This window comes from Vibrio sp. (assembly GCF_984391705.1).
The window spans coordinates 19,895-45,057 of the sequence record NZ_CFHWOM010000035.1 but is presented as its reverse complement, the minus strand read 5'-3'; the positions used below and the strand labels follow the sequence as shown (position 1 = coordinate 45,057).

Annotated in this window: 26 protein-coding genes; 21 read left to right on the top strand and 5 right to left on the bottom strand. The window is 44.9% G+C overall.

What is annotated here, in order from left to right:
• The 13 genes from AC4MRV_RS15690 to AC4MRV_RS15630 form a co-directional block, all read left to right on the top strand.
• A partial coding sequence (locus tag AC4MRV_RS15690) for a chemotaxis protein CheW (protein WP_491188265.1) occupies positions 1 to 864 on the top strand: 864 nt, incomplete at its 5' end.
• Positions 865 to 901: 37 nt separating this feature from the next.
• A complete protein-coding gene (locus AC4MRV_RS15685; protein WP_005471655.1) occupies positions 902 to 1,396 on the top strand; it encodes a chemotaxis protein CheW in 495 nt (164 codons plus the stop codon).
• Positions 1,396 to 1,890 (top strand): DUF2802 domain-containing protein, encoded by a 495-nt coding sequence (locus AC4MRV_RS15680; protein WP_491188264.1) that lies wholly within the window; start codon positions 1,396 to 1,398, stop codon positions 1,888 to 1,890. Before AC4MRV_RS15685 ends, AC4MRV_RS15680 begins: the two co-directional genes overlap by 1 nt.
• A gap of 190 nt (positions 1,891 to 2,080) precedes the next feature.
• Positions 2,081 to 2,701: a cytochrome c biogenesis heme-transporting ATPase CcmA gene (gene ccmA / locus AC4MRV_RS15675; protein ID WP_491188263.1), complete on the top strand. Its 621-nt coding sequence runs from the start codon at positions 2,081 to 2,083 to the stop codon at positions 2,699 to 2,701.
• Position 2,702: 1 nt separating this feature from the next.
• A complete protein-coding gene (gene ccmB, locus AC4MRV_RS15670; protein WP_491188262.1) occupies positions 2,703 to 3,371 on the top strand; it encodes a heme exporter protein CcmB in 669 nt (222 codons plus the stop codon).
• A gap of 110 nt (positions 3,372 to 3,481) precedes the next feature.
• Positions 3,482 to 4,234 carry a heme ABC transporter permease gene (locus AC4MRV_RS15665; protein ID WP_491188261.1) on the top strand — a complete coding sequence of 251 codons (753 nt, stop codon included), beginning with the start codon at positions 3,482 to 3,484 and terminating at the stop codon, positions 4,232 to 4,234.
• A 2-nt stretch (positions 4,235 to 4,236) separates the two neighbouring features.
• On the top strand, positions 4,237 to 4,443 hold the full coding sequence (ccmD, locus tag AC4MRV_RS15660) for a heme exporter protein CcmD (RefSeq protein ID WP_491188260.1): 207 nt from the start codon (positions 4,237 to 4,239) through the stop codon (positions 4,441 to 4,443).
• Positions 4,440 to 4,925 (top strand): cytochrome c maturation protein CcmE, encoded by a 486-nt coding sequence (gene ccmE / locus AC4MRV_RS15655; RefSeq protein WP_491188259.1) that lies wholly within the window; start codon positions 4,440 to 4,442, stop codon positions 4,923 to 4,925. The genes ccmD and ccmE overlap by 4 nt, the downstream gene beginning before the upstream one ends.
• Positions 4,922 to 6,880 carry a heme lyase CcmF/NrfE family subunit gene (locus tag AC4MRV_RS15650; protein ID WP_491188258.1) on the top strand — a complete coding sequence of 653 codons (1,959 nt, stop codon included), beginning with the start codon at positions 4,922 to 4,924 and terminating at the stop codon, positions 6,878 to 6,880. The genes ccmE and AC4MRV_RS15650 overlap by 4 nt, the downstream gene beginning before the upstream one ends.
• Positions 6,880 to 7,434, top strand: coding sequence for a DsbE family thiol:disulfide interchange protein (locus AC4MRV_RS15645; RefSeq protein WP_491188257.1), 555 nt, complete (start codon positions 6,880 to 6,882; stop codon positions 7,432 to 7,434). The genes AC4MRV_RS15650 and AC4MRV_RS15645 overlap by 1 nt, the downstream gene beginning before the upstream one ends.
• Positions 7,431 to 7,910, top strand: coding sequence for a cytochrome c-type biogenesis protein (locus AC4MRV_RS15640; protein WP_491188256.1), 480 nt, complete (start codon positions 7,431 to 7,433; stop codon positions 7,908 to 7,910). The genes AC4MRV_RS15645 and AC4MRV_RS15640 overlap by 4 nt, the downstream gene beginning before the upstream one ends.
• Positions 7,910 to 9,127 (top strand): c-type cytochrome biogenesis protein CcmI, encoded by a 1,218-nt coding sequence (gene ccmI / locus AC4MRV_RS15635; RefSeq protein ID WP_491188255.1) that lies wholly within the window; start codon positions 7,910 to 7,912, stop codon positions 9,125 to 9,127. The genes AC4MRV_RS15640 and ccmI overlap by 1 nt, the downstream gene beginning before the upstream one ends.
• 64 nt (positions 9,128 to 9,191) lie before the next feature.
• Entirely contained in the window at positions 9,192 to 9,962 is a 771-nt protein-coding gene (locus AC4MRV_RS15630; protein WP_491188254.1) for an MlaA family lipoprotein, read from the top strand.
• A gap of 72 nt (positions 9,963 to 10,034) precedes the next feature.
• Here the strand turns inward: AC4MRV_RS15630 and AC4MRV_RS15625 are convergent, their stop codons facing one another.
• From AC4MRV_RS15625 to AC4MRV_RS15610, 4 genes are all read right to left on the bottom strand, one after another.
• The gene (locus AC4MRV_RS15625) at positions 10,035 to 11,351 is read right to left on the bottom strand and encodes an outer membrane protein transport protein (protein WP_491188253.1); all 1,317 of its coding nucleotides are present in this window, start codon (positions 11,349 to 11,351) and stop codon (positions 10,035 to 10,037) included.
• Positions 11,352 to 11,676: 325 nt separating this feature from the next.
• On the bottom strand, positions 11,677 to 12,987 hold the full coding sequence (locus AC4MRV_RS15620; protein WP_491188252.1) for an outer membrane protein transport protein: 1,311 nt from the start codon (positions 12,985 to 12,987) through the stop codon (positions 11,677 to 11,679).
• Between the two features lie 266 nt (positions 12,988 to 13,253).
• Positions 13,254 to 13,985 (bottom strand): DUF3379 domain-containing protein, encoded by a 732-nt coding sequence (locus AC4MRV_RS15615; protein ID WP_491188251.1) that lies wholly within the window; start codon positions 13,983 to 13,985, stop codon positions 13,254 to 13,256.
• Positions 13,978 to 14,541 (bottom strand): sigma-70 family RNA polymerase sigma factor, encoded by a 564-nt coding sequence (locus AC4MRV_RS15610; RefSeq protein ID WP_491188250.1) that lies wholly within the window; start codon positions 14,539 to 14,541, stop codon positions 13,978 to 13,980. The genes AC4MRV_RS15615 and AC4MRV_RS15610 overlap by 8 nt, the downstream gene beginning before the upstream one ends.
• 629 nt (positions 14,542 to 15,170) lie before the next feature.
• Here AC4MRV_RS15610 and fadI point away from each other — a divergent pair.
• The 3 genes from fadI to AC4MRV_RS15595 all read left to right on the top strand — a co-directional run bounded on the left by fadI (position 15,171) and on the right by AC4MRV_RS15595 (position 19,246).
• Positions 15,171 to 16,478 (top strand): acetyl-CoA C-acyltransferase FadI, encoded by a 1,308-nt coding sequence (fadI, locus tag AC4MRV_RS15605; RefSeq protein ID WP_491188249.1) that lies wholly within the window; start codon positions 15,171 to 15,173, stop codon positions 16,476 to 16,478.
• The gene (gene fadJ / locus AC4MRV_RS15600; protein WP_491188248.1) at positions 16,478 to 18,601 is read left to right on the top strand and encodes a fatty acid oxidation complex subunit alpha FadJ; all 2,124 of its coding nucleotides are present in this window, start codon (positions 16,478 to 16,480) and stop codon (positions 18,599 to 18,601) included. The genes fadI and fadJ overlap by 1 nt, the downstream gene beginning before the upstream one ends.
• Before the next feature lie 96 nt (positions 18,602 to 18,697).
• Positions 18,698 to 19,246: an NAD(P)H nitroreductase gene (locus tag AC4MRV_RS15595; protein WP_491188247.1), complete on the top strand. Its 549-nt coding sequence runs from the start codon at positions 18,698 to 18,700 to the stop codon at positions 19,244 to 19,246.
• A gap of 52 nt (positions 19,247 to 19,298) precedes the next feature.
• Here the strand turns inward: AC4MRV_RS15595 and AC4MRV_RS15590 are convergent, their stop codons facing one another.
• Positions 19,299 to 20,174: a LysR family transcriptional regulator gene (locus AC4MRV_RS15590; protein WP_491188246.1), complete on the bottom strand. Its 876-nt coding sequence runs from the start codon at positions 20,172 to 20,174 to the stop codon at positions 19,299 to 19,301.
• A gap of 240 nt (positions 20,175 to 20,414) precedes the next feature.
• On the opposite strand from AC4MRV_RS15590, the gene AC4MRV_RS15585 reads away from it, so the two are divergent.
• The 5 genes from AC4MRV_RS15585 to dnaX all read left to right on the top strand — a co-directional run bounded on the left by AC4MRV_RS15585 (position 20,415) and on the right by dnaX (position 25,127).
• The gene (locus AC4MRV_RS15585) at positions 20,415 to 21,515 is read left to right on the top strand and encodes a response regulator (RefSeq protein ID WP_491188245.1); all 1,101 of its coding nucleotides are present in this window, start codon (positions 20,415 to 20,417) and stop codon (positions 21,513 to 21,515) included.
• A 167-nt stretch (positions 21,516 to 21,682) separates the two neighbouring features.
• On the top strand, positions 21,683 to 21,814 hold the full coding sequence (locus AC4MRV_RS15580) for a hypothetical protein (RefSeq protein ID WP_005452089.1): 132 nt from the start codon (positions 21,683 to 21,685) through the stop codon (positions 21,812 to 21,814).
• A gap of 46 nt (positions 21,815 to 21,860) precedes the next feature.
• A complete protein-coding gene (locus tag AC4MRV_RS15575) occupies positions 21,861 to 22,226 on the top strand; it encodes a YbaN family protein (protein WP_491188266.1) in 366 nt (121 codons plus the stop codon).
• 172 nt (positions 22,227 to 22,398) lie between these two features.
• Positions 22,399 to 22,944 (top strand): adenine phosphoribosyltransferase, encoded by a 546-nt coding sequence (apt, locus tag AC4MRV_RS15570; RefSeq protein ID WP_491188244.1) that lies wholly within the window; start codon positions 22,399 to 22,401, stop codon positions 22,942 to 22,944.
• Positions 22,945 to 22,973: 29 nt separating this feature from the next.
• Positions 22,974 to 25,127 (top strand): DNA polymerase III subunit gamma/tau, encoded by a 2,154-nt coding sequence (gene dnaX / locus AC4MRV_RS15565; RefSeq protein ID WP_491188243.1) that lies wholly within the window; start codon positions 22,974 to 22,976, stop codon positions 25,125 to 25,127.
• Positions 25,128 to 25,163: the final 36 nt, after the last annotated feature.

The following is a 25,163-nucleotide window of genomic DNA, read 5'->3' as shown; positions in this document are numbered from 1 at the left end:
CCAGAGCTCGAGGACTACTCGCTCCAGCCAATGCTGCAATCGGTAGAAGAGAAAAGCTACTACCGTCTACCAGAGGAAGAGGTTGAAGTCCCGAATCTCGATGACGTAGAAAGGCTGCTAAAGCAGTTGGAGTCGACGAACCCAGTTGCTGAGTTAGATCTTGAAGAAATTCTCGAACAAAACACTTTAGAGATTGCCCAAGCGCAGGCTGAGCCGGAAGAAATTCAAGATTGGACGATTGAAGAACCAGTCGTAGAGACGGTAGAAGACATCGCTATTGAAGAGCCTGAACCTATTGTCATTGACGAGGTTGTGGAACCACAAGAGGTTCCCGAGGCAGACGTAGCAGTCGAGTTGGAACCGCAGACCAAAACTGGGGGAAGTGGACTCGATAACTGGCAGTCAACTGCGAGAGATACGCTGTTTCAGGTGCTTTACTTTGATGTTAATGGCGTGACTTTTGCTGTTCCATTGGATGAGCTTGGTGGGATTCATAGAATCGCTGAACTCAACCATTTAATCGGTAGGCCTGTATGGTATCTAGGCCTACAGACAAGCAGAGAGTCCCAATTGGATGTTGTCGACACAGCTAAATGGGTAATGCCTGAGAAGTTAAAAGATGAGTCGCATAAAGAGGCTTATCAATACATTGTTATGCTTGGGGAAAGCATGTGGGGCCTGGCCTCTACAGAGCTTAAGGGCACTGAAGCATTGGACCCAAGCATGGTACGCTGGCGAGAAACGGCAGGCAAACGACCGTGGCTCGCGGGTATGGTTAAAGAAAAAATGTGTGCATTGATTCATGTTGAAGCATTGATAGCTATGCTTAATGCAGGACTTGATGTAAAAGCGTTAGACAAATAGAACATGAGTGCCAATTTAGGCGTAGAGAGGAATAGGTATGTCTCAAACTAGTGAAGTAGAAGTAAGAAAGGATCAGTCCAACGACGAAGTGCTTCAGTGGGTGACGTTCCAGTTAGAGGAAGAAACTTACGGCATCAACGTAATGCAAGTTCGCGAAGTTCTTCGTTACACTGAAATCGCGCCAGTACCAGGGGCTCCAGATTACGTACTAGGTATCATCAACCTACGTGGTAATGTTGTAACGGTTATCGATACTCGCTCACGTTTCGGTCTGATTGAAGGTGAAATCACAGACAACACGCGCATCATCGTAATCGAGTCAGAGCACCAAGTCATTGGTATCTTAGTCGATAGCGTGGCAGAAGTTGTTTACCTGCGTTCTTCAGAAATTGATACCACACCAAGTGTTGGTACAGATGAAAGTGCTAAGTTCATCCAAGGTGTAAGTAACCGCGACGGTAAGCTTCTAATCCTTGTTGATCTGAACAAGCTTTTGACTGATGAAGAATGGGATGAGATGGCTCACCTATAATGGATGAGAGTATGTTAGCCAGTATGCCTGTGATTGCAGGTGTAGTGGCTTTAGTCATTCTGTTATTTGTTCTAGCCCTTGTTCGTCTTAAATCTGGGCTAACGAAGGTATCGGATCAGCTACGTCAGCAGAATCGCCATTTAGACAAAGAGCTTCAAAAGTCAAATAAACAGTTACTTGAAGTTCGTTCGGTGGTTGTTGGGCTGGGGCAACGTGTTAGTGAACAGCACGATATCATTCAGCATTTGAATGAGCGCATCACAGAACTAGAGCAAGAAGATAGTGATGGCCGCCTTTACTCTCGAGCTAGTAAGATGGTGCAATTGGGCGCTGATCTTAACGAGCTTATTGAAGAGTGTGAGTTACCGAAAGCTGAAGCTGAACTTATGATGTCTTTACAGAAAAAGATCGCGGGCAAAGAGAAAGTACCGCCTTTGGAAAGTAGCCCTGAAAGACAAAAAGTACAGTCCCATCAACGACGTGCTAGAAGATAGAAAGATAAAAAGGTGCCTTAAGGCACCTTTTTTTATGAGCTGATGTAACCAGTTAGTGGTATATGAGTCACGATATATTTAATTGTTAACAGATTCTTACTTAGTTTCGTGATTCGTATAGGTCTAATGCTGTGTTGTGCACTTCTTGGTGTGGTAGTATAACCCTTCAAAATATAAGTAGTGACCGACCATGTTAGAAGTATCTCAGCTGACTGCCATTCGAGATGAAAGAATTCTCTTTGAATCCCTCTCTTTTACAATAGATTCCGGTGAACTAGTCCAAATCGAAGGCCGTAATGGCACAGGTAAAACGACGTTACTACGTATCGTAACTGGGCTTGGAGATCGTGATAATGGCGAGATATTCTGGAATGGCGAAAACATAGAATCGAACCGAGACGCTTTCCATGAAGATTTGCTGTTTTTAGGCCACTCGACGGGAGTAAAGCGAGATCTAACGGCATACGAAAATCTACGCTTTTACCTCTCGGTTCATGCGAAAACGCCCGTAGACAAAGAAACAATTTATAGTGCGCTGACAAAAGTAGGTTTAGCGGGCCGAGAAGACGTACCTGTCGCACAACTATCTGCGGGTCAACAAAGGCGCGTTGCTTTGGCGAGACTATGGTTGAGCCAACATAAACTTTGGATTCTTGATGAGCCTCTGACTGCGATCGATAAGCAAGGTGTAAAGGTATTGGAATCACTATTTCTTAATCATGCTGAACAAGGGGGTATTGTAGTGCTTACAACACACCAGGATATGTTCACTGATAACCCGAAACTTAGAAAAATTAAACTGGGCGAGTAACATGTTGGGAACAATGAATAGCATCGTGCGTCGCGAGCTTCTTATCGCTTTTCGCCGTCAAGCTGACGTATTAAACCCGCTATGGTTTTTCATTATTGTCATTACTCTGTTTCCTTTAAGTATTGGCCCTGAGCCGAACCTATTGGCGCGTATTGCCGCTGGTATCGTTTGGGTCGCTGCATTGCTTTCGGCTTTATTGTCATTGGAAAGACTATTTAGAGACGATTTTCAAGATGGCTCACTGGAACAAATGATGCTAATGCCTGTCCCATTACCAGTTGTCGTGATATCAAAAGTTATCGCGCATTGGATACTAACGGGCTTGCCTCTGATCTTGATAAGCCCTTTGTTGGCGATTTTGCTATCTCTTGATTTTAATACTTGGTTAGCGGTGGTGCTGACCCTATTAGTCGGCACGCCAACACTAAGTTTCATTGGTGCTATCGGTGTGGCATTAACGGTCGGATTACAGAAGGGCGGGGTATTGCTTAGCCTTTTAGTACTGCCTCTGTACATACCAATTTTGATTTTTGCTACGTCGGCCATTGATGCTGCTTCTCTTGGCGTTGCGTATAACGGACAACTGGCGATTTTAGGTGCAATGTTTATGGGAGCATTGACCCTGACACCATTTGCGATTAGCGCGGCATTGCGAGTAAGCGTCAATTAATTGTTTTCGATCAAGCACGAAAATTTCCCTTTCTATAAATTACAAAACTAATAATTGTTAACACCGTGAAAATGGTGAAAGACATACTGAAGTAAGAGTGAGAACTAAACATGTGGAAATGGCTCCATCCCTACGCCAAGCCTGAATCAGCCTATCGCTTAAGCGGTAAGCTATTACCTTGGTTTTCCATACTAGCCTTGTTGTGTTTATCAGCAGGTACGGTATGGGGACTGGCATTTGCTCCTTCTGATTACCAACAAGGTGACAGTTTTAGAATTATCTACATTCACGTTCCATCTGCAATTTGGTCGATGGGTGTGTACATGTCTATGGCGATCGCCGCTTTCATAGGTTTAGTGTGGCAAATTCGTTTGTCTGATTTAGCGGCTTCTGCAATGGCTCCGATCGGTGCAGTGTATACCTTTATAGCCCTCCTTACTGGCGCGATTTGGGGAAAACCAATGTGGGGAACTTGGTGGGTATGGGACGCTCGTCTAACCTCCGAGCTTATTTTGCTATTCCTTTACCTTGGTGTCATGGCCCTTTACCACGCGTTTGATGATCAAAAAACGGCATCCAAAGCAGCCGGTATTTTGGCCATTGTCGGTGTCGTTAACTTACCAATTATCCATTTCTCAGTAGAGTGGTGGAACACGCTCCATCAAGGCGCAACGATTACTAAATTCGAAAAGCCGTCAATTTCTAGCAATATGCTTTGGCCACTATTGTTGAACATCTTCGGTTTTGCATTCTTCTTCGGCTCTGTAACTATGGTGCGTTTCCGTAACGAAATCATTAAAAACGAAAGTCACCGCCCATGGGTGGCAAAGCTTGCGGCAGCCAAGTCTCAAGGAGGTAATTAACGATGCATTTTGAATCTTTGAGCGACTTTTTCGCGATGGGCGGTTACGCCGGTTATGTATGGAGTGCCTTTGGTATTACGTTTCTATCAATGTTTATTATTCTTTGGGTGAGTGTTCGTCGTGGCGACGCATTGCTTAAAGAAGTGCAGTCTAAGATAGATCGACAAGCACGAATTGATGCAGCTAAGAATTTGGAGAACACACTATGAACCCAAGACGTAAAAAGAGGCTCGGCATTGTTCTTGCCATCTTCATTGGTATCGGCTCGACCATTGGCCTAATGTTGTATGCGTTAAATCAAAACATGGATTTGTTCTATACGCCGACGGAATTGGTGATGGGTAAACCTGATGGGACTAAGCCTGAGGTTGGCCAACGCTTACGAATTGGTGGCATGGTAGTAGAAGGCTCGGTGAAACGTGACCCGAGTTCACTTCAAGTGTCATTTGATCTGCATGATGTAGGCCCTAAAGTGACCATTCTTTATAACGGAATCTTGCCGGATCTATTCCGTGAAGGGCAGGGTATTGTCGCGCAAGGTGTACTTAAAGATGCAACGACTATCGAAGCGTTTGAAGTATTAGCTAAGCATGACGAAGAATATATGCCGCCAGAAGTGGCAGAAGCGATGAAGAAAACTCATGAGCCGCTTCAATACACTGAACAACAAAAACAAGGAAGCGGTCAATGATTGCTGAAATTGGTCATTTCGCCTTAATTATTTCTCTCGCAATGGCTGTACTGCTAAGTATCCTGCCATTAGTGGGAGCTTCAAGAAATAACACTATGTTAATGAACACCGCAAGACCACTGTCTTGGGGGATGTTCCTATTACTTTTCGTTTCATTCGTTGTGCTTCTCTGGGCATTTTATACTAACGACTTTACGCTCAACTATGTTGCAACAAACTCCAATAGCCAACTCCCTTGGTATTATCGTCTAACAGCCGTTTGGGGTGCTCACGAAGGTTCGCTATTGCTATGGGTGTTGATCCAAGCTGGTTGGACAGTGGCAGTTGCAAGCTTCAGTCGAGGAATGCCACAAGAGTCAGTAGCGCGTGTGTTAGCGGTGATGGGGATGATCACGGTAGGTTTCCTACTTTTCATTATTGTTACTTCAAACCCGTTCTTGCGTACATTGCCATTTTTCCCTGTTGATGGTCGAGACTTGAATCCGCTTCTGCAGGATCCAGGTTTGATTATTCACCCACCTATGCTTTACATGGGTTATGTTGGTTTCTCAGTAGCATTCTCGTTTGCTATTGCATCTCTGATGACCGGTCGTTTGGATACCGCTTGGGCTCGTTGGTCACGTCCTTGGACGACGGCGGCGTGGTTGTTCCTAACCCTAGGTATTGCACTGGGTTCATGGTGGGCATACTACGAACTCGGTTGGGGTGGCTGGTGGTTCTGGGATCCAGTCGAAAACGCGTCATTTATGCCTTGGCTAGCTGGTACGGCTCTCATGCATTCATTAGCGGTAACGGAAAAGCGTGGTACGTTCAAAGCATGGACAGTACTACTCGCAATTTCAGCGTTCTCGTTAAGCCTGCTAGGTACGTTCCTAGTTCGTTCAGGTATCCTGGTTTCGGTTCACGCATTTGCGTCTGACCCGTCACGCGGTATGTTCATTTTAGGCTTCTTAGTCTTTGTTATTGGTGGCTCATTGTTACTGTTCGCACTAAAAGGTGCATCGGTACGAGTTCGCGGTAATTTTGACTTGGTATCACGTGAGAACGCATTACTTGCAAACAACGTATTGCTCATTGCTGCATTGGTTGTTGTTTTGGTGGGGACGTTACTGCCACTTGTTCATAAACAAATTGGTTTGGGCTCTGTATCGATTGGTGCGCCGTTCTTCGACATGCTATTTGCGTGGCTTATGATTCCGTTCTCATTCCTTCTAGGTATTGGTCCTCTAGTTCGTTGGAAACGTGATGATCTGTCATCGTTGAAAAAACCGATGCTGATCTCTGGTATAGCATCGATTGTTTTAGCTGGCGTATTTACGGTCGTTTTCTCTGATTACTTCTTGCCGATGGCGTACCTCGGCTGGTTGATGGCGTTGTGGATCATCTTTATGCATGGCTTTGAGTTACATCAGCGTGCGACGCACCGTCATAGCTTTATGGAAGGTGTTAAGAAGCTTCAACGTAGTCACTGGGCGATGATGTTTGGTCATATCGGTCTAGCAGTTTCCATTATCGGTATTGCCATGGTTCAGAACTACAGCATCGAGCGCGATGTCCGATTGGCACCTGGCGAGCATTATCAGATTCAAGGCTACGATTTCTATTTCAAAGGGCTACGAGATAAAGACGGCCCCAACTATGATGGTTATATCGCAGACTTCGAAATCACACTTGATGGTAAATATGTTAACACTTTGCATGCAGAGAAACGTTTCTACCGCACAGCTCGTTCAATGATGACCGAAGCGGCAATTGACCGCGGTATCACACGTGATCTGTACATCGCGATGGGTGAACGCTTGGATGACAATAAGTCTTGGGCTGTACGTATTTATCATAAACCGTTTGTTCGTTGGATTTGGGCTGGCTCTTTGCTAATGGCACTTGGCGGTGTGATAGCAATTAGTGACAAGCGTTACCGTTTCAGAAAAAGCGCGAAGAAGCAGGAGGCATAATGAATAAGAAATTACTATTTATTCCGCTGGTTGCATTTCTAGGGTTGGTCGCGGTGTTTGCCACCCAGCTAGTGAAAAACTCACAAGGCGATGACCCGACTAAGCTTGAGTCAGTGCTTGTAGGTAAGCCTGTGCCTGAATTTCGTCTCGAAGATTTAGCTGAGCCAGGCAAACTTTACGATCAAGCGATTTTCAAAGGTGAACCTCTTCTTCTCAACGTTTGGGCGACTTGGTGCCCGACTTGTTATGCTGAGCACCAATACCTCAATCAGCTTTCCAGCGAAGGTGTGAAGATCATCGGTATGAACTATAAAGATGATCGCACCAAAGCGATCGGTTGGCTGACAGATTTAGGCAACCCTTATCTAATTAGTTTATTCGATGGTAATGGCATGTTAGGACTGGACCTTGGTGTATACGGAGCTCCAGAAACTTTCTTGATTGATGCTAACGGTGTTATTCGCTATCGCCATGTTGGTGATGTTAATGATCGCAACTGGAACGAGAAGTTGAAGCCAATGTATGAAGGCCTGCTAGCGGAGGCTAAGCAATGAAGAAGCTAATGCTTTCACTGTTCGCTGCTTTGGCGTTTTCAATAGCAGCTCATGCCGCTATTGAAGTGCACGAGTTTGATACATTAGAGCAAGAACAGCAGTTTAAAGAGTTGGGTAACACGCTACGTTGCCCTAAATGTCAAAACAATACGATTGCTGACTCAAATGCAGAACTTGCTGTCGATCTGCGTGAAAAAGTGTATGAAATGACCAAAGCGGGTAAATCAAAACAAGAGATCATTGATTACATGATCGCTCGTTACGGTAATTTCGTTACCTACAATCCTCCATTTACAGTTGCGACCGCCATCCTTTGGGTAGGTCCTATTGGCGTTCTACTGGTCGGTTTTGGCTTTATTGTACTAAGAAGTCGCACTAAAAAAGTGACGCCAGAACAAAACGAAGATTGGGACCAAGACAAAGAAGCGCGTTTGAAAGCGTTACTTGATGAAAAGAATGATGGAGATAAGCAGTAATGACACTATTTTGGGTAGCTTCAGTCATTCTTATCGTATTCAGCTGTGTGCTGATTGCTTTGCCGATCATCAAACAGAAAGCGAATAACGACGAAGCGCTACGTGATGAGTTAAACAAAGCTTTTTATAAAGATCGTTTAAGTGAACTAGAAGAAGAAGCAGAAGAAGGTCTCGTAGAGAATCAGCAAGATTTGATTGATGATCTAAAACAGTCGCTTCTCGATGATATTCCTAACGATGAAAAACACGCGCAAGAAAGCAAGGTATCGCCAATGGCGGTTTTGATTCCTTCCGTGATTCTAGTAGTGGTTTTATCCTATGGTATGTACTACAAGTTTGGTGCTCAACAGGAAGTATTAGAATGGCAAGAAGTGACATCTAACTTACCGGCGTTGTCGAAAAAGTTGATGTCTCCAGAAGGTGCGCAGCTTAGTGATGATGAAATGCGTGATCTCACATTAGCATTGCGTACTCGCTTGCATTATGAGCCAGAAGATTCAACCGGCTGGTTACTGCTAGGTCGTATCGCATTGGCAAATCGCGATGTCGATACTGCGATTGGTTCGATGAAAAAAGCGTACAAGCTTGAGCCAGAAAGCAATGACATTATGCTTGGTTACGCACAGGCGCTAATGTTGTCTCAAGACGATGTTGACCAAGAGAATGCTCGCGGTATTCTCGGCCGCTTGGTGCAAAATGATTACGTTGATCTTCGAGTCTTCTCTTTGCTTGCATTTGATGCTTTTGAGCGTCAAGACTATCCAGCTGCGGTCCGCTACTGGAGTATTATGCAGCAGATGATTGGCCCGGAAGATGGCCGATACGAAATGCTAAGTCGCAGCATCGAAAATGCTCAGAAGCAAATGGGCCAGCAGGTTGGTTCAGGTAAATCAGTTGCAGTGACGATTAATATCGCGAATGAAGTTGTTGCTGATCCAAATGCAGCGCTGATTGTCTCGGTTCATACCGCAGACGGTTCTCCAATGCCGGTAGCGGCTGCACGTTACCCAGTCGGCAGCTTGCCGCGTACGGTAGTTCTGGATGATGGGAATAGTATGATCGCCGAACGTAAGCTGTCATCTCTTGAAACCTTAATGGTTCGTGCTCGAATTGACAGTGATGGCAATGTAGCGACCAAAGAAGGGGACTGGTTTGGGGAAAGTGAAGCCGTTAAAATCGGCGAACCTGTTGAAGTTATGATTGATAAGCGTTATTAATAACAACGGATTATCATTGATTAGAGGCCGGTGATACACCGGCCTTTTTTATGGAACTATAATAATGAAAAGCTTTAAGTCTCAGATGTGGTTAGCACTTTTGGCGAGCGTGTTTCTTGCTGGTTGTGCAAGTGCTCCGCAAGTAGCAGAAGAATCTGAGTCAACGTCAATTGAATCGGGTGTTAACGATCCGATGGAAGGTTTTAACCGCGCTATGTGGTCCATAAACTACGACTATCTCGACCCATACTTGGTTCGCCCAGTTTCACTTGCCTATGTGGATTATGTCCCTGTTCCTGTACGAAAAGGCGTGGCCAATTTCTTAAGTAACCTTGATGAACCATCAAGCATGATAAACAACATCGTGATGGGGAATGGCGAAAAAGCCGTCGACCATTTTAACCGTTTTTGGATTAACTCGACCTTTGGCCTGTTAGGCCTCATTGATATTGCCTCTTCTGCAGGGATCTCTGATCACGATGATAAGGCATTCAGTGATGCTGCTGGTCACTATGGTGTCGGAAATGGCCCTTACGTTATGGTACCAGGTTATGGCCCTTGGACAGTCCGAGAAGCGACTGATGTCGTAGATGGTATGTATGTTCCACTTTCTTACTTAAACTTTTGGGCTGGGCTAGGTAAATGGGCTTTAGAAGGTATGGAAAGTCGAGCTGCATTAGTACCACAAGAAGCGATGCTACATAACTCACCAGATCCGTACGCACTCACGCGTGATGCATATTTACAGCGTCAAGACTTCAAGGCTGAAATTGAAACACAGCAATACGATGAAGAAGAAGAAGCGTATTTAGATGAGTATTTGGATGATTTTTAGTTCAGTCTCTTAGATACAATAAAGGCTTGGTCGATGACCAAGCCTTTTTCATTTGTTTTAACTGTTTACCAATTAGAACGTGTAGTTTGCTTGCACGCCGATCAGCCAAACGTTACCTGTCGTCTCACCGACAAACTCGCCACCGATTGCTTGAGCTTTATCGTCAGACTCGTAGCCACGAGATTCTGTGATTGGTGCATCTTTCGCGAAGATGTAAGTAAAGCCACCGTCTAGCGAGAATTGTTTTGTAAACTCATAGCTAGCGCCCAGGCTTAACCAAGTACGATCAGTTTCTGGAATTGTGATGGTACGGTTTTTGTCGCTTACAGCAGAAGTGTCGTATGCAATACCAGTACGAAGTGCCAATTTAGGGTCTACTTGGTACGTTGCGCCTACTGCAAAACGGTAGTTGTCTTTCCAGTTTTCAACTTTAACTGTTTGAGATTCTAAAGTATCTAGGTCAGCATACAGTTCTTTAAAGCTGCTCCAGTCAGTCCAGTTAATGCTTGCATGCATAGCTAGCTTGTCAGTCAGTTGGTGGAAGCTTGCTAGCTCTGCAGTTTGAGGTAGTGTTAGATCCATTGAACCAGTGTCATTTGCAACAGGGGTTCCAGGAGCAAGTTGCATGATTTTAGCGTCGCCTTCTAGTTTAAGGTCAACGGCTGACTTGTAAGTAAAGCCAATACGGTGCTGCTCGTTAATCTGCCAAGCCGTACCGAATTGCCAGCCCCACGCAGTATCTTCACCTTCCATATATTTCAAAGGTGTGCCTTTTTCCAGTCCAAGGCCTGCAAGGGCGTTGTTCTCAGGAGCTGTCGCTCCAAAGCTACCTTCACCGATCACGTAGCGGATGCCACCACCAATGCTTACAGCTTGGTTAACTTGGTAAGCAAGGTTTAGATTAGCTTCCTTGGTAATGATGCTCGCTTCGTTACCGAAGTGAGACGCTGCAAAGTCATTACCTAGGTCTGTTTCCATACCGTAGTTGGTACCCACAGCAAAGCCGATAGCAAGCTCTTCAGAGTAACGGTGAGAGATATAAAGGTTTGGAATGATTGCGTCGTGTGCAAAGTCAGATGATGATGCTTCTGTTTTAGGCAGGGTTGGATTTAGAGACTTTCCACCATCCACTTCGCCTTTGACATCAACATTTGGGTTTACATAGATAGCGCCAACAGATACTTGAGTACCTTCAAGCTGAGTCAGCATTGCAGGGTTACGCCATTGCGCACTTGCGTTGTCGGCCATTGCTGCTTCGCCAGCGTACGCACGGCCTAGGCCCGTTGCTGAGTATTCTGCCAACTGGAAGCCTGCTGCATTCACTGTTGCAGAAGTCGTCACTAGGCTACATGCCACTGCTAGTGATAGGAGAGTCTTGTTTGTTTTCATTGTAATGTTCGCTGAGATTAAAAGTAATCAGTCGGGCGATGATACGGTTAGAGTTATTACTTTAAAAATAAAAAACACTGTACCACACCTATTTGGAATTTAATTTGTCATAAGCTTTATTTAGTAGCTTAAAAAACCAAATGTTAATGATGTGTTTTATGATTTCAGCGTACACTTGTAGCATTGGAATGGTATTTATCGATACACGTGTAAGCTAGATTAACGTTGTTCGTAGTAAGGAAGTGAGCAAGAACAGTGGATTAGTGGTCGATAGATATGAAAAAGGCCAGTGAACACTGGCCTTTGGATATGAATTTCGCTTTGCTTAGAAGCTGCGGCTGTACTGTAGACCCAATAGGATTGCGTCTGCGTGTGTAGTTGCTTCGATAGAAGAAACGAGAGCGCCAGTTGCATCATCGTACTGTGCTTCTTCAACTTTTACATCTTTACCCATTAGGTAAGTGAAGCCAAAGTCGATGTTAGACTTCGAGTCTAGGTGGTAAGTAAAGCCAGCTGAGAACCATTGACGATCCGAATCAGGTACAGAGATAGAGGTCACTTCATCCTGGGCACTGGTGTCATACATGTAACCAGCACGTAGTGTCCAATCTTGGTTTAGGTAGTAGGTGCCACCAAGTGCGTAGTGCATGCCTGTTTGCCATTCATAATTATTCAACTCACCAGCTTTATCTGCTTCTAGTTTGTCAAATACGCCCCAGCCAATGTATTGAACGCTATAGTGAACAGCAAACTTAGTGTCTTCGATACGATGGTAGCCAGAGAACTCAGCCATATCTGGTAGCGGCATGTAAAGCGTGTCACTTTGCTCTACACCATCGTAGTAGATGTCGCCTTTAGCCGCCAAAGTTGGGCTGTAACGGTAAGAAAAACCAAAGCGGTTGTTTTCGTTGAGCTCGTATACTGTACCAACGTTAAATCCAACAGCGAAGCCAGATGCATCCGCATCCAGAGCTTTAGCTCCTGTTAGTTGCGGTTGGCCGGGTACGTTTAGGTCGCTACTTAAACTACGCTCAAGTTTACCTTGACCATAAACAAGGTCTAATCCTGCACCAACGCTCCATTGCTCATTAATGCGTAGAGACCCCGCAATCCCTACGTTCATGCTTTTAACGTCAGTCAAGCCGCCATACTCACTAGCTACATAGTCATCGCTAAACTCTGTTTTAGTGCCGAAGTTAGAGTATGCGTTGATACCCCAAGCAAATGTCTCGTTTACTGGAACGATTAAATGGATGTTTGGTGCGATTGAAGTATCACCAGCATCGTCGTAGTTTGCTTCAGTTGTGGTGTAAGCAGGGACTAAATTTGGAAGTTGAGTGAAATCAATGCCATCCATATGGGTGTATTTAGCATCCTTCACTTCAATCATCGACGTAATGCTTTCAAAACCTAGAGAGAGCTCGGTTTTGTCAAATAGTGCCATTGCAGCAGGGTTACGAGCCATAACAGATGCGTTATCTGCGATTACTGCGTCACCTGCGAATGCACGGCCAATACCAGTTGCTGATTGGGCGTTAAGTTGGAAGCCAGCAGCTAGAGCTTGCTGCGAAGCGAGAGTTGCTGTGGTAATTGTCACTGCTAATAGTGATTTTTTAAACAGACGCGTCTTGTTCATTTTTGCTTTTTCCTTTTTGATTCGCCTCTAGCTGGGCGATATATTTGAGCAAAAGCTCAGTGGTGGCTGATACTAGACCCTAGTATAGAATATAGAAATCCGACCATTGCCTATTTTGGGGGTAAAATTGCTGAAATGATGGTTATCTAGCAGGAAAATGCTGCAAAAAACGTCTTTTTAGAGTTAAGGCTCTAAATTAAAGTGAAAAATAAGGCCCGAATAGAATATTCAGGCCTTGAGCTGCGTCACAAAATGTTGCCATTTTGTTAACTGGTGGGTTTTATAATATCTGCAATACTTTCGGCGATTTTAGCGACATCTTCACCTTCATCTCCGACAAGAATCATACTGGTATTACCAATAGGCTCAACTATCCCAACCATGCCATCTTCCGCAAAGTCAGATGCTTTATCAGAAGCAATACCCGTTAAGAATAGGGTCACTTTACCTTTCTCTCCCTGGAACACCATATGCAAAGCATTTGATTGACCAAACCCACAGTGATTTAGGTAGTAGACATGATATGGGAAGTGAGCACTTAACGCGTGAGAAAATGGTGCCATCTTCGCGTTAATCTGGGATGACTTAACTTGCTCATCCAAGTCACTTACAAATGGTTTTTCAGCGACAACATGTTTCATTGCCGTAGACGCCAAACTTGCTTGAGCCGGAGTTACGACAATATTTCCCCAGTTAACTTGACCTACGAGCAAACCAGCAACAAACGCGATTGAGGCTGCCATAGCCATGGCGCGTCGAGCGAAGTTTGGACGAATGACATTGCTCTCTTGCGCATTAGATGTCTGGTTGAACAAAATTCTATCTGCCAAATCTTCCGGTACATCGACATTCATTGCTTTGGCGATTTGAGCATCCAGATCTAAAATCTCATCGGCAAACTTAGCGTTGGATTCGCTGCTTTTAATAGCGTCATTGAGGTCGTTGTCTCTAAACTTTGGATCGGACATGATGCGGCGACGAAATTCTAAATCATCCATTGTGCTGTCCTCTTTGGTTACTCTCTGGGTCGATCATCTCTTTAAGCTGATTGCGAGCTCTAAATAAGCGCGTCATAACGGTATTCTTATTGAGATTTAGAATCTCGCTGATTTCCTCGCCACTAAATCCTCCAACCACTTGGAGGAATAAAGGCTCTCGATAATCGACGTCGAGTTTCATAATTTGTGCCTGAATCCATTCGGTTTGATGATGCGGATCATCACTGACTTTAGCATCATTACCGTGGTCATCGATATCAACCAGGTCAAACTGCTTGCGCTCAAAGCGGCGAGCGTTTTCTCTACGTAATATCGTAATAAGCCAAGATTTGGCGGCCTTCTCGTCTTGTAAGCTATCCAGAGACTTCCAGGCACGCAAACAAGTTTCTTGTACTAAATCCTCAGAAATTGTTGGATCTTTGCACAACCAGTAAGCGTAGCGATAGAGGTCGCGATGGTAGGCTCTGACGAGCGCTTCATATTTTCTTTGTCTGTCCATATCCGAGTTGACCGGAGAGGAAGACTTTTTCTTTCCAAAAAAATTAAGTATCGACACAAGAGCCTCCCTAACTGCTCTGTGGATGGTTGTGTTTTAGCCGATTAACAACAGGTTAAAACAATATTTGTTGGCTAAAGGCCAGCAAGCAAAAAATCAACGGGTACTATTTAGCCAGTGAATAGCTATATACAAGCATAATGGTTATTGGAATGGTATATAAATGCTATTCTGCTTTAGAAACTCACTTAAAATTGATCTATTTCAAAATTCATCGTCTCACAGCGGTTATAGTAACACCTGTCATCTAGTCAGTGTTTCACTGACATGTTGAGCAAGATGACACTTCCTTTTGAAGGCTGACTTTACTTTCTCCTAATCAGGAAACTGATTATTTCAATTGGCGTAAGTTAATTGCTTTATACATTCCGACCACACAGTTTTGTGTGGTTTTTTTTTTGCCTGAAGAAAGTCAAACGTTAAAGTTGCATTGAATTGACTTAAGGGCAACTAATGTCTGTCAACATATTGATAATCATCATATAAAAATCATAGTTATCGCAGGTGATATGAAATCGTATGCGAACACTTTTCTATTCTAAATCACGTTTATTCAAACGATTGTTTGATTGCTTTAACAATCTCGTTACAATGATGTGGTCAGACCTCTTATTATCCAAGGAGAAACAATGGGCAAGCAGGAAGTGAAAACCCGCTCTGGTGAGCGCGTTGCAATTGTCGCTGGTTTGCGTACCCCTTTTGCGCGTCAAAGCACTGAGTTTAGTAAAGTGCCAGCCGTTGACTTAGGCAAAATGGTGGTAAGCGAGATGATGGCTCGTACAGAGATTGATCCGAAGTTGATCGACCAGGTGGTATTTGGTCAAGTCGTCCAAATGCCAGAAGCACCCAATATTGCGCGTGAAATCGTGTTAGGCACGGGAATGGACATCAATACTGATGCTTATAGCGTGACTAGAGCGTGTGCGACGAGTTTCCAATCAGCGGTCAATGTTGCTGAAAGCATCATGTCAGGCACTATCGATGTTGGTATTGCTGGCGGTGCAGATTCATCCTCAGTATTGCCAATTGGTGTCTCTAAAAAGTTGGCTGCCAATCTACTGGCTTTAAGCAAAACCAAAACCGTGGGTCAAAAACTAAAAATTTTAAAGAACCTGTCGCTTAAAGATCTCATGCCAGTACCTCCCGCGGTAGCAGAGTATTCAACCGGTTTGTCGATGGGACAAACGGCAGAGCAAATGGCTAAGTCTCATGGTATTACGCGCCAAGAGCAGGATGCGCTTGCTCACCGTTCTCATACTCTTGCAGCTGAAGCGTGGAAAGACGGAAAAATCGAAGGGGAGGTGATGACTGCTTTCCCTGAACCTTACAAAAAGTGGATCTCACAAGATAACAATATTCGTTATGACTCAACGCTAGAGGGTTATGCAAAGCTACGCCCCGCGTTTGATCGTCAATATGGTAGTGTGACGGCTGCGAATAGTACGCCTCTGACAGACGGCGCCGCAGCCATCATGCTAATGCGTGAAGGCAGAGCGAAAGAGCTTGGTTTAGACATCATGGGTTACATCCGCTCATATGCGTTTTCTGCAATTGGTGTAGAAAAAGACATGCTGATGGGACCTTCATTCGCAACACCAATGGCATTAGAGCGTGCTGGTATTGAGTTGTCCGATCTAACCCTTATTGATATGCATGAAGCCTTCGCCGCTCAAGCCCTATCAAACGTAAAAATGTTCGCGAGTGACCGTTTTGCTCAACAACACTTGGGCCGCTCTAAAGCGATTGGTGAGATCGATATGGACAAGTTCAATGTTCTTGGCGGTTCAATCGCATACGGCCACCCATTTGCAGCGACAGGTGCTCGTATGATCACTCAAACACTGCGTGAGCTACAACGTCGTGGTGGTGGCTTAGCGCTCAACACTGCGTGTGCCGCTGGTGGTCTTGGTGCAGCTATGATTTTGGAGGTTGAGTAATGAGCGAGCAAAAAGCATTTAAGCTAAACATTGATGAAAATGAAATCGCTTGGCTGTCCATAGACGTTCCAGGTGAGAAAATGAATACCCTTCAGGCTGCATTCGCGGCAGAAATGGAAGAGGTGTTCAATCAGTTAGAAGAGAAAAAGTCGTCCATCAAAGGGTTAATTGTTCACTCTTTAAAGCCGGATAACTTCGTCGCTGGTGCCGATGTTCGAATGTTAGATGCATGCACGACAGCGGCAGAAGCACAAGCTTTGGCTGAAAAAGGCCAACAGATGTTCCAACATCTATCGGATTTGCCTTATCCCGTTGTAGCTGCAATCCATGGTCCGTGCCTTGGTGGTGGCCTAGAATTGGCGCTAGCGTGTGATTATCGCGTATGTACTGATTCAGATAAAACCCGTTTAGGTCTTCCAGAAGTGCAATTGGGCTTATTACCAGGTTCTGGTGGCACCCAGCGTCTGCCTCGCTTGATCGGATTGCTGCCTTCACTTGATCTTATCCTAACAGGCAAACAGCTTCGCGCGAAAAAAGCGAAGAAGCTGGGAGTTGTTGATGCCGTCGTCCCTGACACTATCTTGCTTGACGTAGCAAAAAGCTTTGTTGAAAAGAATTCCGCAAAGAGTAAAGGTAAGCGCAAAGTGTCAACCAAAGAGAAGCTTATCTCTAACACGGGTCTAGGTCGTAAGGTGATTTTCGAACAAGCGGCGAAAAAGACTCTTGAGAAAACCCGTGGTAATTATCCTGCAGCTGATGCGATTTTAGAAGTGATCCGCTACGGCCTTGAGAAAGGCTTCGAGCAAGGTCAGAAGAAAGAAGCAGAGCGCTTTGCTGAGCTTGTGATGACTTCTGAATCTAAAGCATTACGTTCTATATTCTTTGCTACTACTGAGATGAAGAAAGAAAACGGCAGTGACGCGGAGCCTTTACCTGTTAAGCGAGCGGCTGTGTTAGGCGGTGGTTTGATGGGGGCTGGTATTAGCCACGTTAGTGTGGCAAAAGCTAAAGTACCGGTACGAATTAAAGACGTTTCCGAAGATGGTGTGTTAAACGCGCTGAAGTACAACTACAAGTTGTTTGAAACGCAGAGAAAGCGCCGCATTATCACTAAAGCGCAGCTTCAATCTAAGATGCTCCAACTTTCTGGTGGTACGGACTTCACTAGCTTCAATCATACAGACATTGTAGTTGAAGCCGTGTTCGAAGATCTCGATCTAAAGCAGAAAATGGTTGCAGATATTGAAGAGAACGCGAAAGATAGCACCGTTTTCGCTACGAATACATCTTCATTGCCAATCGCTCAGATTGCAGAAAAAGCGCAGCGTCCAGAAAATGTGGTCGGTCTACATTACTTCAGTCCGGTTGAAAAAATGCCACTCGTAGAAGTTATTCCTCACGAGGGAACTTCTGATGAAGCTGTCTCTACCGTTGTGGAATTTGCTCGTAAACAAGGTAAAACGCCAATCGTGGTAAAAGATTGCGCGGGCTTCTATGTAAACCGTATTTTAGCGCCATACATGAATGAAGCGGCTCAAGTGTTGATGTCTGGTGAACCAATTGGTCACCTAGATAAAGCGTTGCTGAACTTTGGTTTCCCAGTCGGACCAATCACACTGCTTGATGAAGTCGGCGTGGATATCGGCGCGAAGATTATGCCGATCTTAGTCAATGAGCTGGGTGACCGCTTTAAAGGTCCAGATGTGTTCGATACCCTGCTTAATGATGGCCGTAAAGGTCGTAAAAGCGGTAAAGGCTTCTACACCTATAAAGGTAAGAAGAAAGAGGTTGATAAGTCAGTCTACAAGTTGCTTGGCTTAAGCCCTGAATCTAAGATGGCTCAAAATGATATGGCAATGCGCTGCGTGCTCCCTATGTTAAATGAAGCAGTCCGTTGTTTAGATGAAGGCATCATCCGCAGCCCTCGTGACGGTGACATCGGCGCGATCTTTGGTATCGGCTTCCCGCCATTCTTAGGTGGTCCTTTCCGTTATATGGATCAAATCGGCATCAAGAAGTTGGTTGAAATCATGAATCAACACGCCGAGAAATATGGTGACCGTTTTGCTCCATGCGATGGCTTGTTGACCCGAGCAGGGCTAGAGCAAGCTTTCTACGAATAGTCCTTGTGATTAATAAAGGCGAACCAATAGGTTCGCCTTTTTTCTATTTGAGAGTTATTATCAAGAAAAACAAGAAGTAAACCTTAAGGATTTCAAATGGACGCTTTAGATCTATTGCTCAACCGTCGTTCAATCGCCAAGCTTTCAGCCCCCGCACCAGAAGGGCAAGCGCTGGAAAATATTATTCGTGCAGGCCTTCGAGCACCTGACCATGCTGGGTTAACGCCATGGCGCTTTGTGATTTCACAAGGTGAAGGGCTAAATAAACTATCTGACATCTTGGTCAATGCGGCACAAGCTGATAACAGTGATGAAGCTGTAGTAGAGAAAGTGAAAAATGCGCCGTTTCGTGCACCTATGGTAATTACGGTGATTGCCAAAGTCACAGAGCATGAGAAAGTGCCGGCTCTAGAGCAATATTTGTCAGCTGGCTGTGCTGTGCAAGCGATGCAAATGGCAGCCGTTGCGCAAGGGTTTCAAGCATTCTGGCGTTCTGGGAAGTGGATGTTCCACGAACAAGTTCACCAAGCGTTTGGCCTAGAAGGTGAAGATGAAATTGTGGGTTTCCTCTATCTTGGTACGCCAGGTTGTACGCCAATGAAAGTGCCAGAGCGCGATTTGAGCAAATTTGTTGAGTACATGTAATACGCACAATTAAAAAGAGCTTGGTTACACCAAGCTCTTTTTTGTATGCGAATCAGTGGATGTTATAAGCGATGACAAAATCGATAAACAAACGCACTTTTTCGGGTAAGTGGTCTTTGTGATTGTAGAGCATATAGATGTCGCGAGGGTTTGCGCTCCAGTCTTCTAGGACTCGAACTAAGCTGCCGTCATCAATGAACTCTTTTAACATTACGTCAGGCATCAGGGTGATGCCTAAGCCGTCACTACAAGCGCTACGCACAACATTCAGCGCATTGGCTTGGAAACGGCCTTTGTCATTATTGATGACGGTTTCACCATTTTGGTTGGACAATTGCCACTTAAGGAGCGGCGCACCTTTCAGCAAACTGTGGTTATGCAAATCTTCAGCATGCTTTGGTGCTGGATTCGCTTTGAGGTATGCAGGACTGGCGACTAAAATGTCTTCCACCGAGTTGATTTTACGAGCAATTAAGCTCGAATCACGCTGAGGCCCTACACGGAAGATTACATCCCACTCTGTAGGGTCAAGTTGTTCCGAATGGTTACTTGTCGTCAGCTCCAGGTTAATATCTGGGTACTCTTTCATAAAGTCGTTGAACATGGGCATCATCATACGTTTGGTCAGGTTTGATGGAGCCGTAATTCGAATTTTACCCGCAGCGCCACGACACTCATCCGATATACCTTCTGCTGTTAGAGTCAATCTATCGAGTAACGGTGAGCATTCGCTATAAAAACGTTCTCCCGCTTCTGTCAGCGAAAGTTTACGCGCGTGTCTATTCAGGAGACGTAGATTTAGAGAATCCTCTAAAGCCTGTATACGTCGAGTAATGGTTGCAACAGGGATCATTGTCTTACGGGAAGTCGCTGTATAGCTCCCATTTTCGACCACAAGCCTAAACAAGTTGAGATCATCTAATTTCATTTTATCAGACACATTTTTTTACGAATTTGGTTAATTTATATCTATATCAAATGTCAAAGGTTGAGACATATCAACATCTTTATCGATATTTGAGATTCCATACATATAGTATGCAACCTAGAGCAAAAGTGGAAGATTTGTATAAACAGCCTTTCATGACTACTTTTTAAAGAGTGTTTGAATTTATCAATAACAATAACAAATCAGGTTGTACTTTAAGGTTGTGTGAGGCAAAGGTTTATGCATAAAACAATAGAAGTTGCACCGAGCGATGTGCCCACTATCGCCCCGGGTGAAAAACTCGTTATGTTGGTTGATGATGATCCAATATTCCGCCGAATTACCTCAGGCTTTCTTTTATCTCAAGGATACAAAGTCGTTGAAGCAGAGAATGGTCTTGATGGTCTCAGAAAGTTGAGAAGCGCTGAGCCAGATATCATTATGTGCGATTTGGCTATGCCAGTGTTAGATGGAATTGAGTTTGTCGAAGAAGTGAGCTTAGAGTATCCATCTTTGCCACTCATCGTGGTTTCCGCAACCGATGATATGTCGGATGTCGCTAAAGCTTTGCGCTATGGAATCAAGGATTTCTTACCCAAGCCGATTGGTAATTATGAACATCTTGTCTGTGCGATTGAAAATACATTAGACGACTCAGATAACCACCTTAGTGACCAGCGGGACTTTGCAAGTCAATGGTTCCGTGTAGACAGTGGTGATGTACCCGAAGAGCAAGAGCTGCATTGGCATCTTGAGTTCTTGCAAGAGAATCGCAGCGCGGCCAAAGATTTGCTTCATGCCTTGCTGCCGGACCGAGATACTTCTCAAGGTGACTGGAAGTGTAGCTACCGAATTCTGCAGTCTACGGAAGTGATGCCAATCGTATTTGATTATGCGTGGTTAATGAACGGTCAGTTCGCGTTTTACATTGTCGATTCGGCCAGTGAAGGAGAGCATGGGGCTGCAACTACACTATTGATTCGCGCCTTATTTCATGACTATTTACGAAACCTCAAGTGCTTTAATGCAGACCTTAAAGACATAGCCTATTTGCTTGAGAAAGGCATCAAGTGCTCACAATGCTCAACGCCAGTCAAAGCGTTGTTTGGTGTCGCGGACTTGTCTGAAGGAACCTTATCCTTGTTGCCAGCGGGTTTGGATTGCCAGTGGTCAAATGGTTATATATCTCAGCATATACAAGCAGGTGTTTCATTAGGTGATAATTGCATAAAGAACTTTATTACTGATGAGTTACCGATCCAGTCTGCATGTCAAATTGCCCTGAGTTGCCTGGGCTCTAGTAGTTTTACTCTCGATATATACCGTGGAGGTAGCGCTTAGTCGCTGCCCTGCGGTAGGTCATAAAATCTTAATAACCCTTATATTGCTCGGTGTTTATGGAGCATAGAATAGGGTATAGTCCGCCGAAACAAAAAAAGCCCATAGTGTTAACGCTCAATTAACTCTGGCTTAAATAAAAAGTCACCTACATCTAGAGAAGTAATTTCATGGCAGACAAAGATTTTAAAGAACCTTATAATATCTTTTACTTTTTAGGTTTCATCGCAGTCCTTCTTATCCCGACACTTCCAGCGACATTAACTTGGATTCGTGTACTAAACGGATACGCGGGCTTCTAACAAAAGACCGGAGCATACCATCAGTATTCGCAGACTTAGCTTAAATATTGTTGGTATCTTGAGTTTGTGCCTGGGCATTCTGGGCATCTTTCTTCCTCTTCTACCAACGACTCCTTTTATTCTGCTTTCTAGTGCGTGTTTTATGCGCAGCAGCCCCAAGTTCCACCGATGGTTACATCAACACAAAACATTTGGCCCTATATTAGACAATTGGCATAACCATAAAGCGGTGACGTCTAAGGTCAAAACTCGCGGAGCCATTTATATCCTTCTCAGCTTTAGCTTTTCAATATGGTTTGTGCCTCATTTCTGGTTAAAAATCATGCTAGTGGTAATGCTGGTGGCGCTTCTCGCTTGGTTTATTCGATTGCCTGTGATGGAGCGCCTTGCTGACAAGCAAGAAAATCACTAAGATTGCAAGGAAGCGTGCCCACCTTCGAGTGGGCGTTTGTTTTTTAGGCACAAACCTTTTTAGTCAGCATGTTGAATAGATTCAGCAATGCATTGTGCAGAGAACCCACGCTATTGCTTGAAGAATACTAATTATATAAACCGCCAAGCCTAGCCAATCTAAGTAATGAATTATGACAACTGAAACACTCTCACTGATCAAATCTAGTATTAAAAGCATTCAAGATTATCCGAAGCCAGGCATCCTATTTCGTGATGTTACTAGCCTTATGGAAGACCCAGCAGCGTATCAAGCGACTATCAAGCTGCTAGTAGAAAAATACCAATCTATGGGTTTCACTAAGGTCGTTGGTACAGAAGCACGTGGTTTCCTGTTTGGTGCTCCTTTAGCGCTAGAACTTGGTGTCGGTTTTGTTCCAGTTCGTAAACCTGGCAAACTACCGCGTGAAACTGTGGCTCAATCCTACGAACTTGAGTACGGCACAGATACACTAGAAATCCACACAGATGCAATTAAAGAAGGCGACAAAGTGTTGGTTGTTGATGATCTGCTTGCGACAGGCGGTACTATCGAAGCAACGACAAAGTTGATCCGTCAACTTGGCGGGGTTGTAGAGCACGCGGCATTTGTGATTAATCTTCCTGAAATTGGCGGTGACAAGCGTCTTGAAGGCTTAGGCCTTAACGTTTACAGCATTTGCGAATTCGAAGGTCACTAATCAGGTAGGTTATTAATAGGTATCGTTTAATGAGTTATCTTGCCTTAGCGCGAAAATGGCGTCCGACTAAATTCAATGAAGTTATCGGTCAAAGCCACGTATTAACAGCGTTGGAAAATGCCTTAGCGCAGAACCGACTTCACCATGCGTATCTGTTTAGCGGTACTCGTGGGGTGGGCAAAACGACGATCGGTCGTTTGTTTGCTAAAGGGTTGAATTGTGAAACAGGTATCACGGCGACGCCTTGTGGAGAGTGCGCCACCTGTAAAGAGATCGACGAAGGGCGTTTTGTTGATCTTTTGGAGATCGATGCTGCATCGCGCACTAAGGTCGAAGATACTCGTGAGTTGCTGGATAATGTTCAATACAAGCCAGCACGCGGTCGATTTAAAGTTTACCTGATCGATGAAGTTCACATGCTCTCGCGTCACAGCTTCAATGCGCTATTGAAAACGCTTGAGGAGCCGCCTGAGTATGTGAAATTCTTATTGGCAACAACCGATCCGCAAAAGTTGCCAGTGACGATTTTGTCTCGTTGTTTACAATTCCATCTAAAGCCGATAGGTGTGGATACCATTCATGAACAACTAGACCATATTTTAGCGAAAGAGCAAGTTACCAGTGAGCCACGAGCTCTTGGTATGATCTCTCATGCCGCAGATGGCAGTCTGCGAGATGCGCTTAGTTTGACTGACCAAGCGATTGCACTAGGTAACGGTAATGTCCTGACGGAAAGCGTCTCGCATATGCTAGGCACGTTAGATACCGACCAAGCTCTGCATTTACTTGAAGCGATCAGCTCCAAGCAGCCTCAGCAAGCTATGGATAGGTTGTCTCAACTTGCTCAAAATGGCGTAGAGTGGGATGGGTTATTGCAACAGCTCGCGACTCAGTTACATCGTATGGCAATGTATCAAGCGTTACCGTCAACATTGGACAAAGCGCAGCCTGATGCCGAGAAAATAGAACTCATTAGCCGTACGTTGTCGCCACAAGATGTGCAGTTGTATTATCAAATTGCGTTGAAAGGTCGCCAAGACCTTCCTTTGGCGCCTTCAGAACGAATTGGACTGGAGATGGTTGTTCTTCGCATGATGGCGTTTAGGCCTGCTTCTCAGCCTCAAGCGAATACGATCTCTACTGCTGTTGAGTCTACGGCGAATCCTGTTCCGAGTGCACCGACAGCTACTGTCCAGCCTCAGCAAGCGCCAGTGATGGCTCCAGCACCTAGTACTAGTGCACCAGAGCAATCAGCACCAGCGCCACAGGCTCAACCTGTAGCGTCAATGGACAGAGGTTATGACGCTCCGTCTCCGGCATACATGCAGGAGCCGCCGCAATATGATGCGCCTCCAATGTATGACGTGGCTCCTCCGACGCAAGGCAATATGCCTTCTCAATCAATGCCTGAACAACGCCCGGCGGCTGCACCTGAACAAGCTGCTTCGAACCGTGGCTCATCGCCGCTAAGCGGTTTACGTCATCAATTGCGCTCTCAGCGTAAAGGGTTAGCACCTAATTCAGACCAGCCGGGGAATGCGCCAAAAAAGACTAAAGCGACATCTGCTAAACCAGAATCAGTGCTTGACCGTGTAGCTCAAAAACACGGTGGAGCCTCGCAGGTGTCGCCTTTGTCAAATCAGCAGTCTGTTGCAGCACCTGAAAACGATGCCAACGAACCCTATCGTTGGAAACCGATTCTTCCGCAGAAAGAGCAGAAGAAAACTGAGTTGAAACCTACGCAGCTAAAGAAAGCCCTCGAGCATGAGAAGACACCTGAAATGGTACAAAAGCTTGTCGTCGAGAGTTTAGAACAAAGCGACTGGGCGAAATTGATTAGTCAGCTTAATACGGCCAAGTTAACTGAGCAACTCGCTCTCAATTCTCATTTTGAGCGTAGTGGTTCCTCTATCTCGTTAACATTGCGCCCTGAACAAGCACATTTGAATACTGACCGTGCACAAAGCGAGTTGCTTCAGGCACTGAACACTACCTTAGGTGAAGAGTGTCATCTGAGTGTTGAAGTCGGCGCGAGTGGCGAAACACCACTAGAATTAAGAGATAAACTCTATCAAGGTAAGTTGCAGCAAGCATTTACTAGCCTTGAAAGTGACGAGCACGTAAGATTTATTGAAATGCGTTTTGCGGCAGAACTAGATAAAGACAGTGTTCGACCAATTTAATATTCGGGGTTGAAAGCAATAGAGTTCAGCCCCATC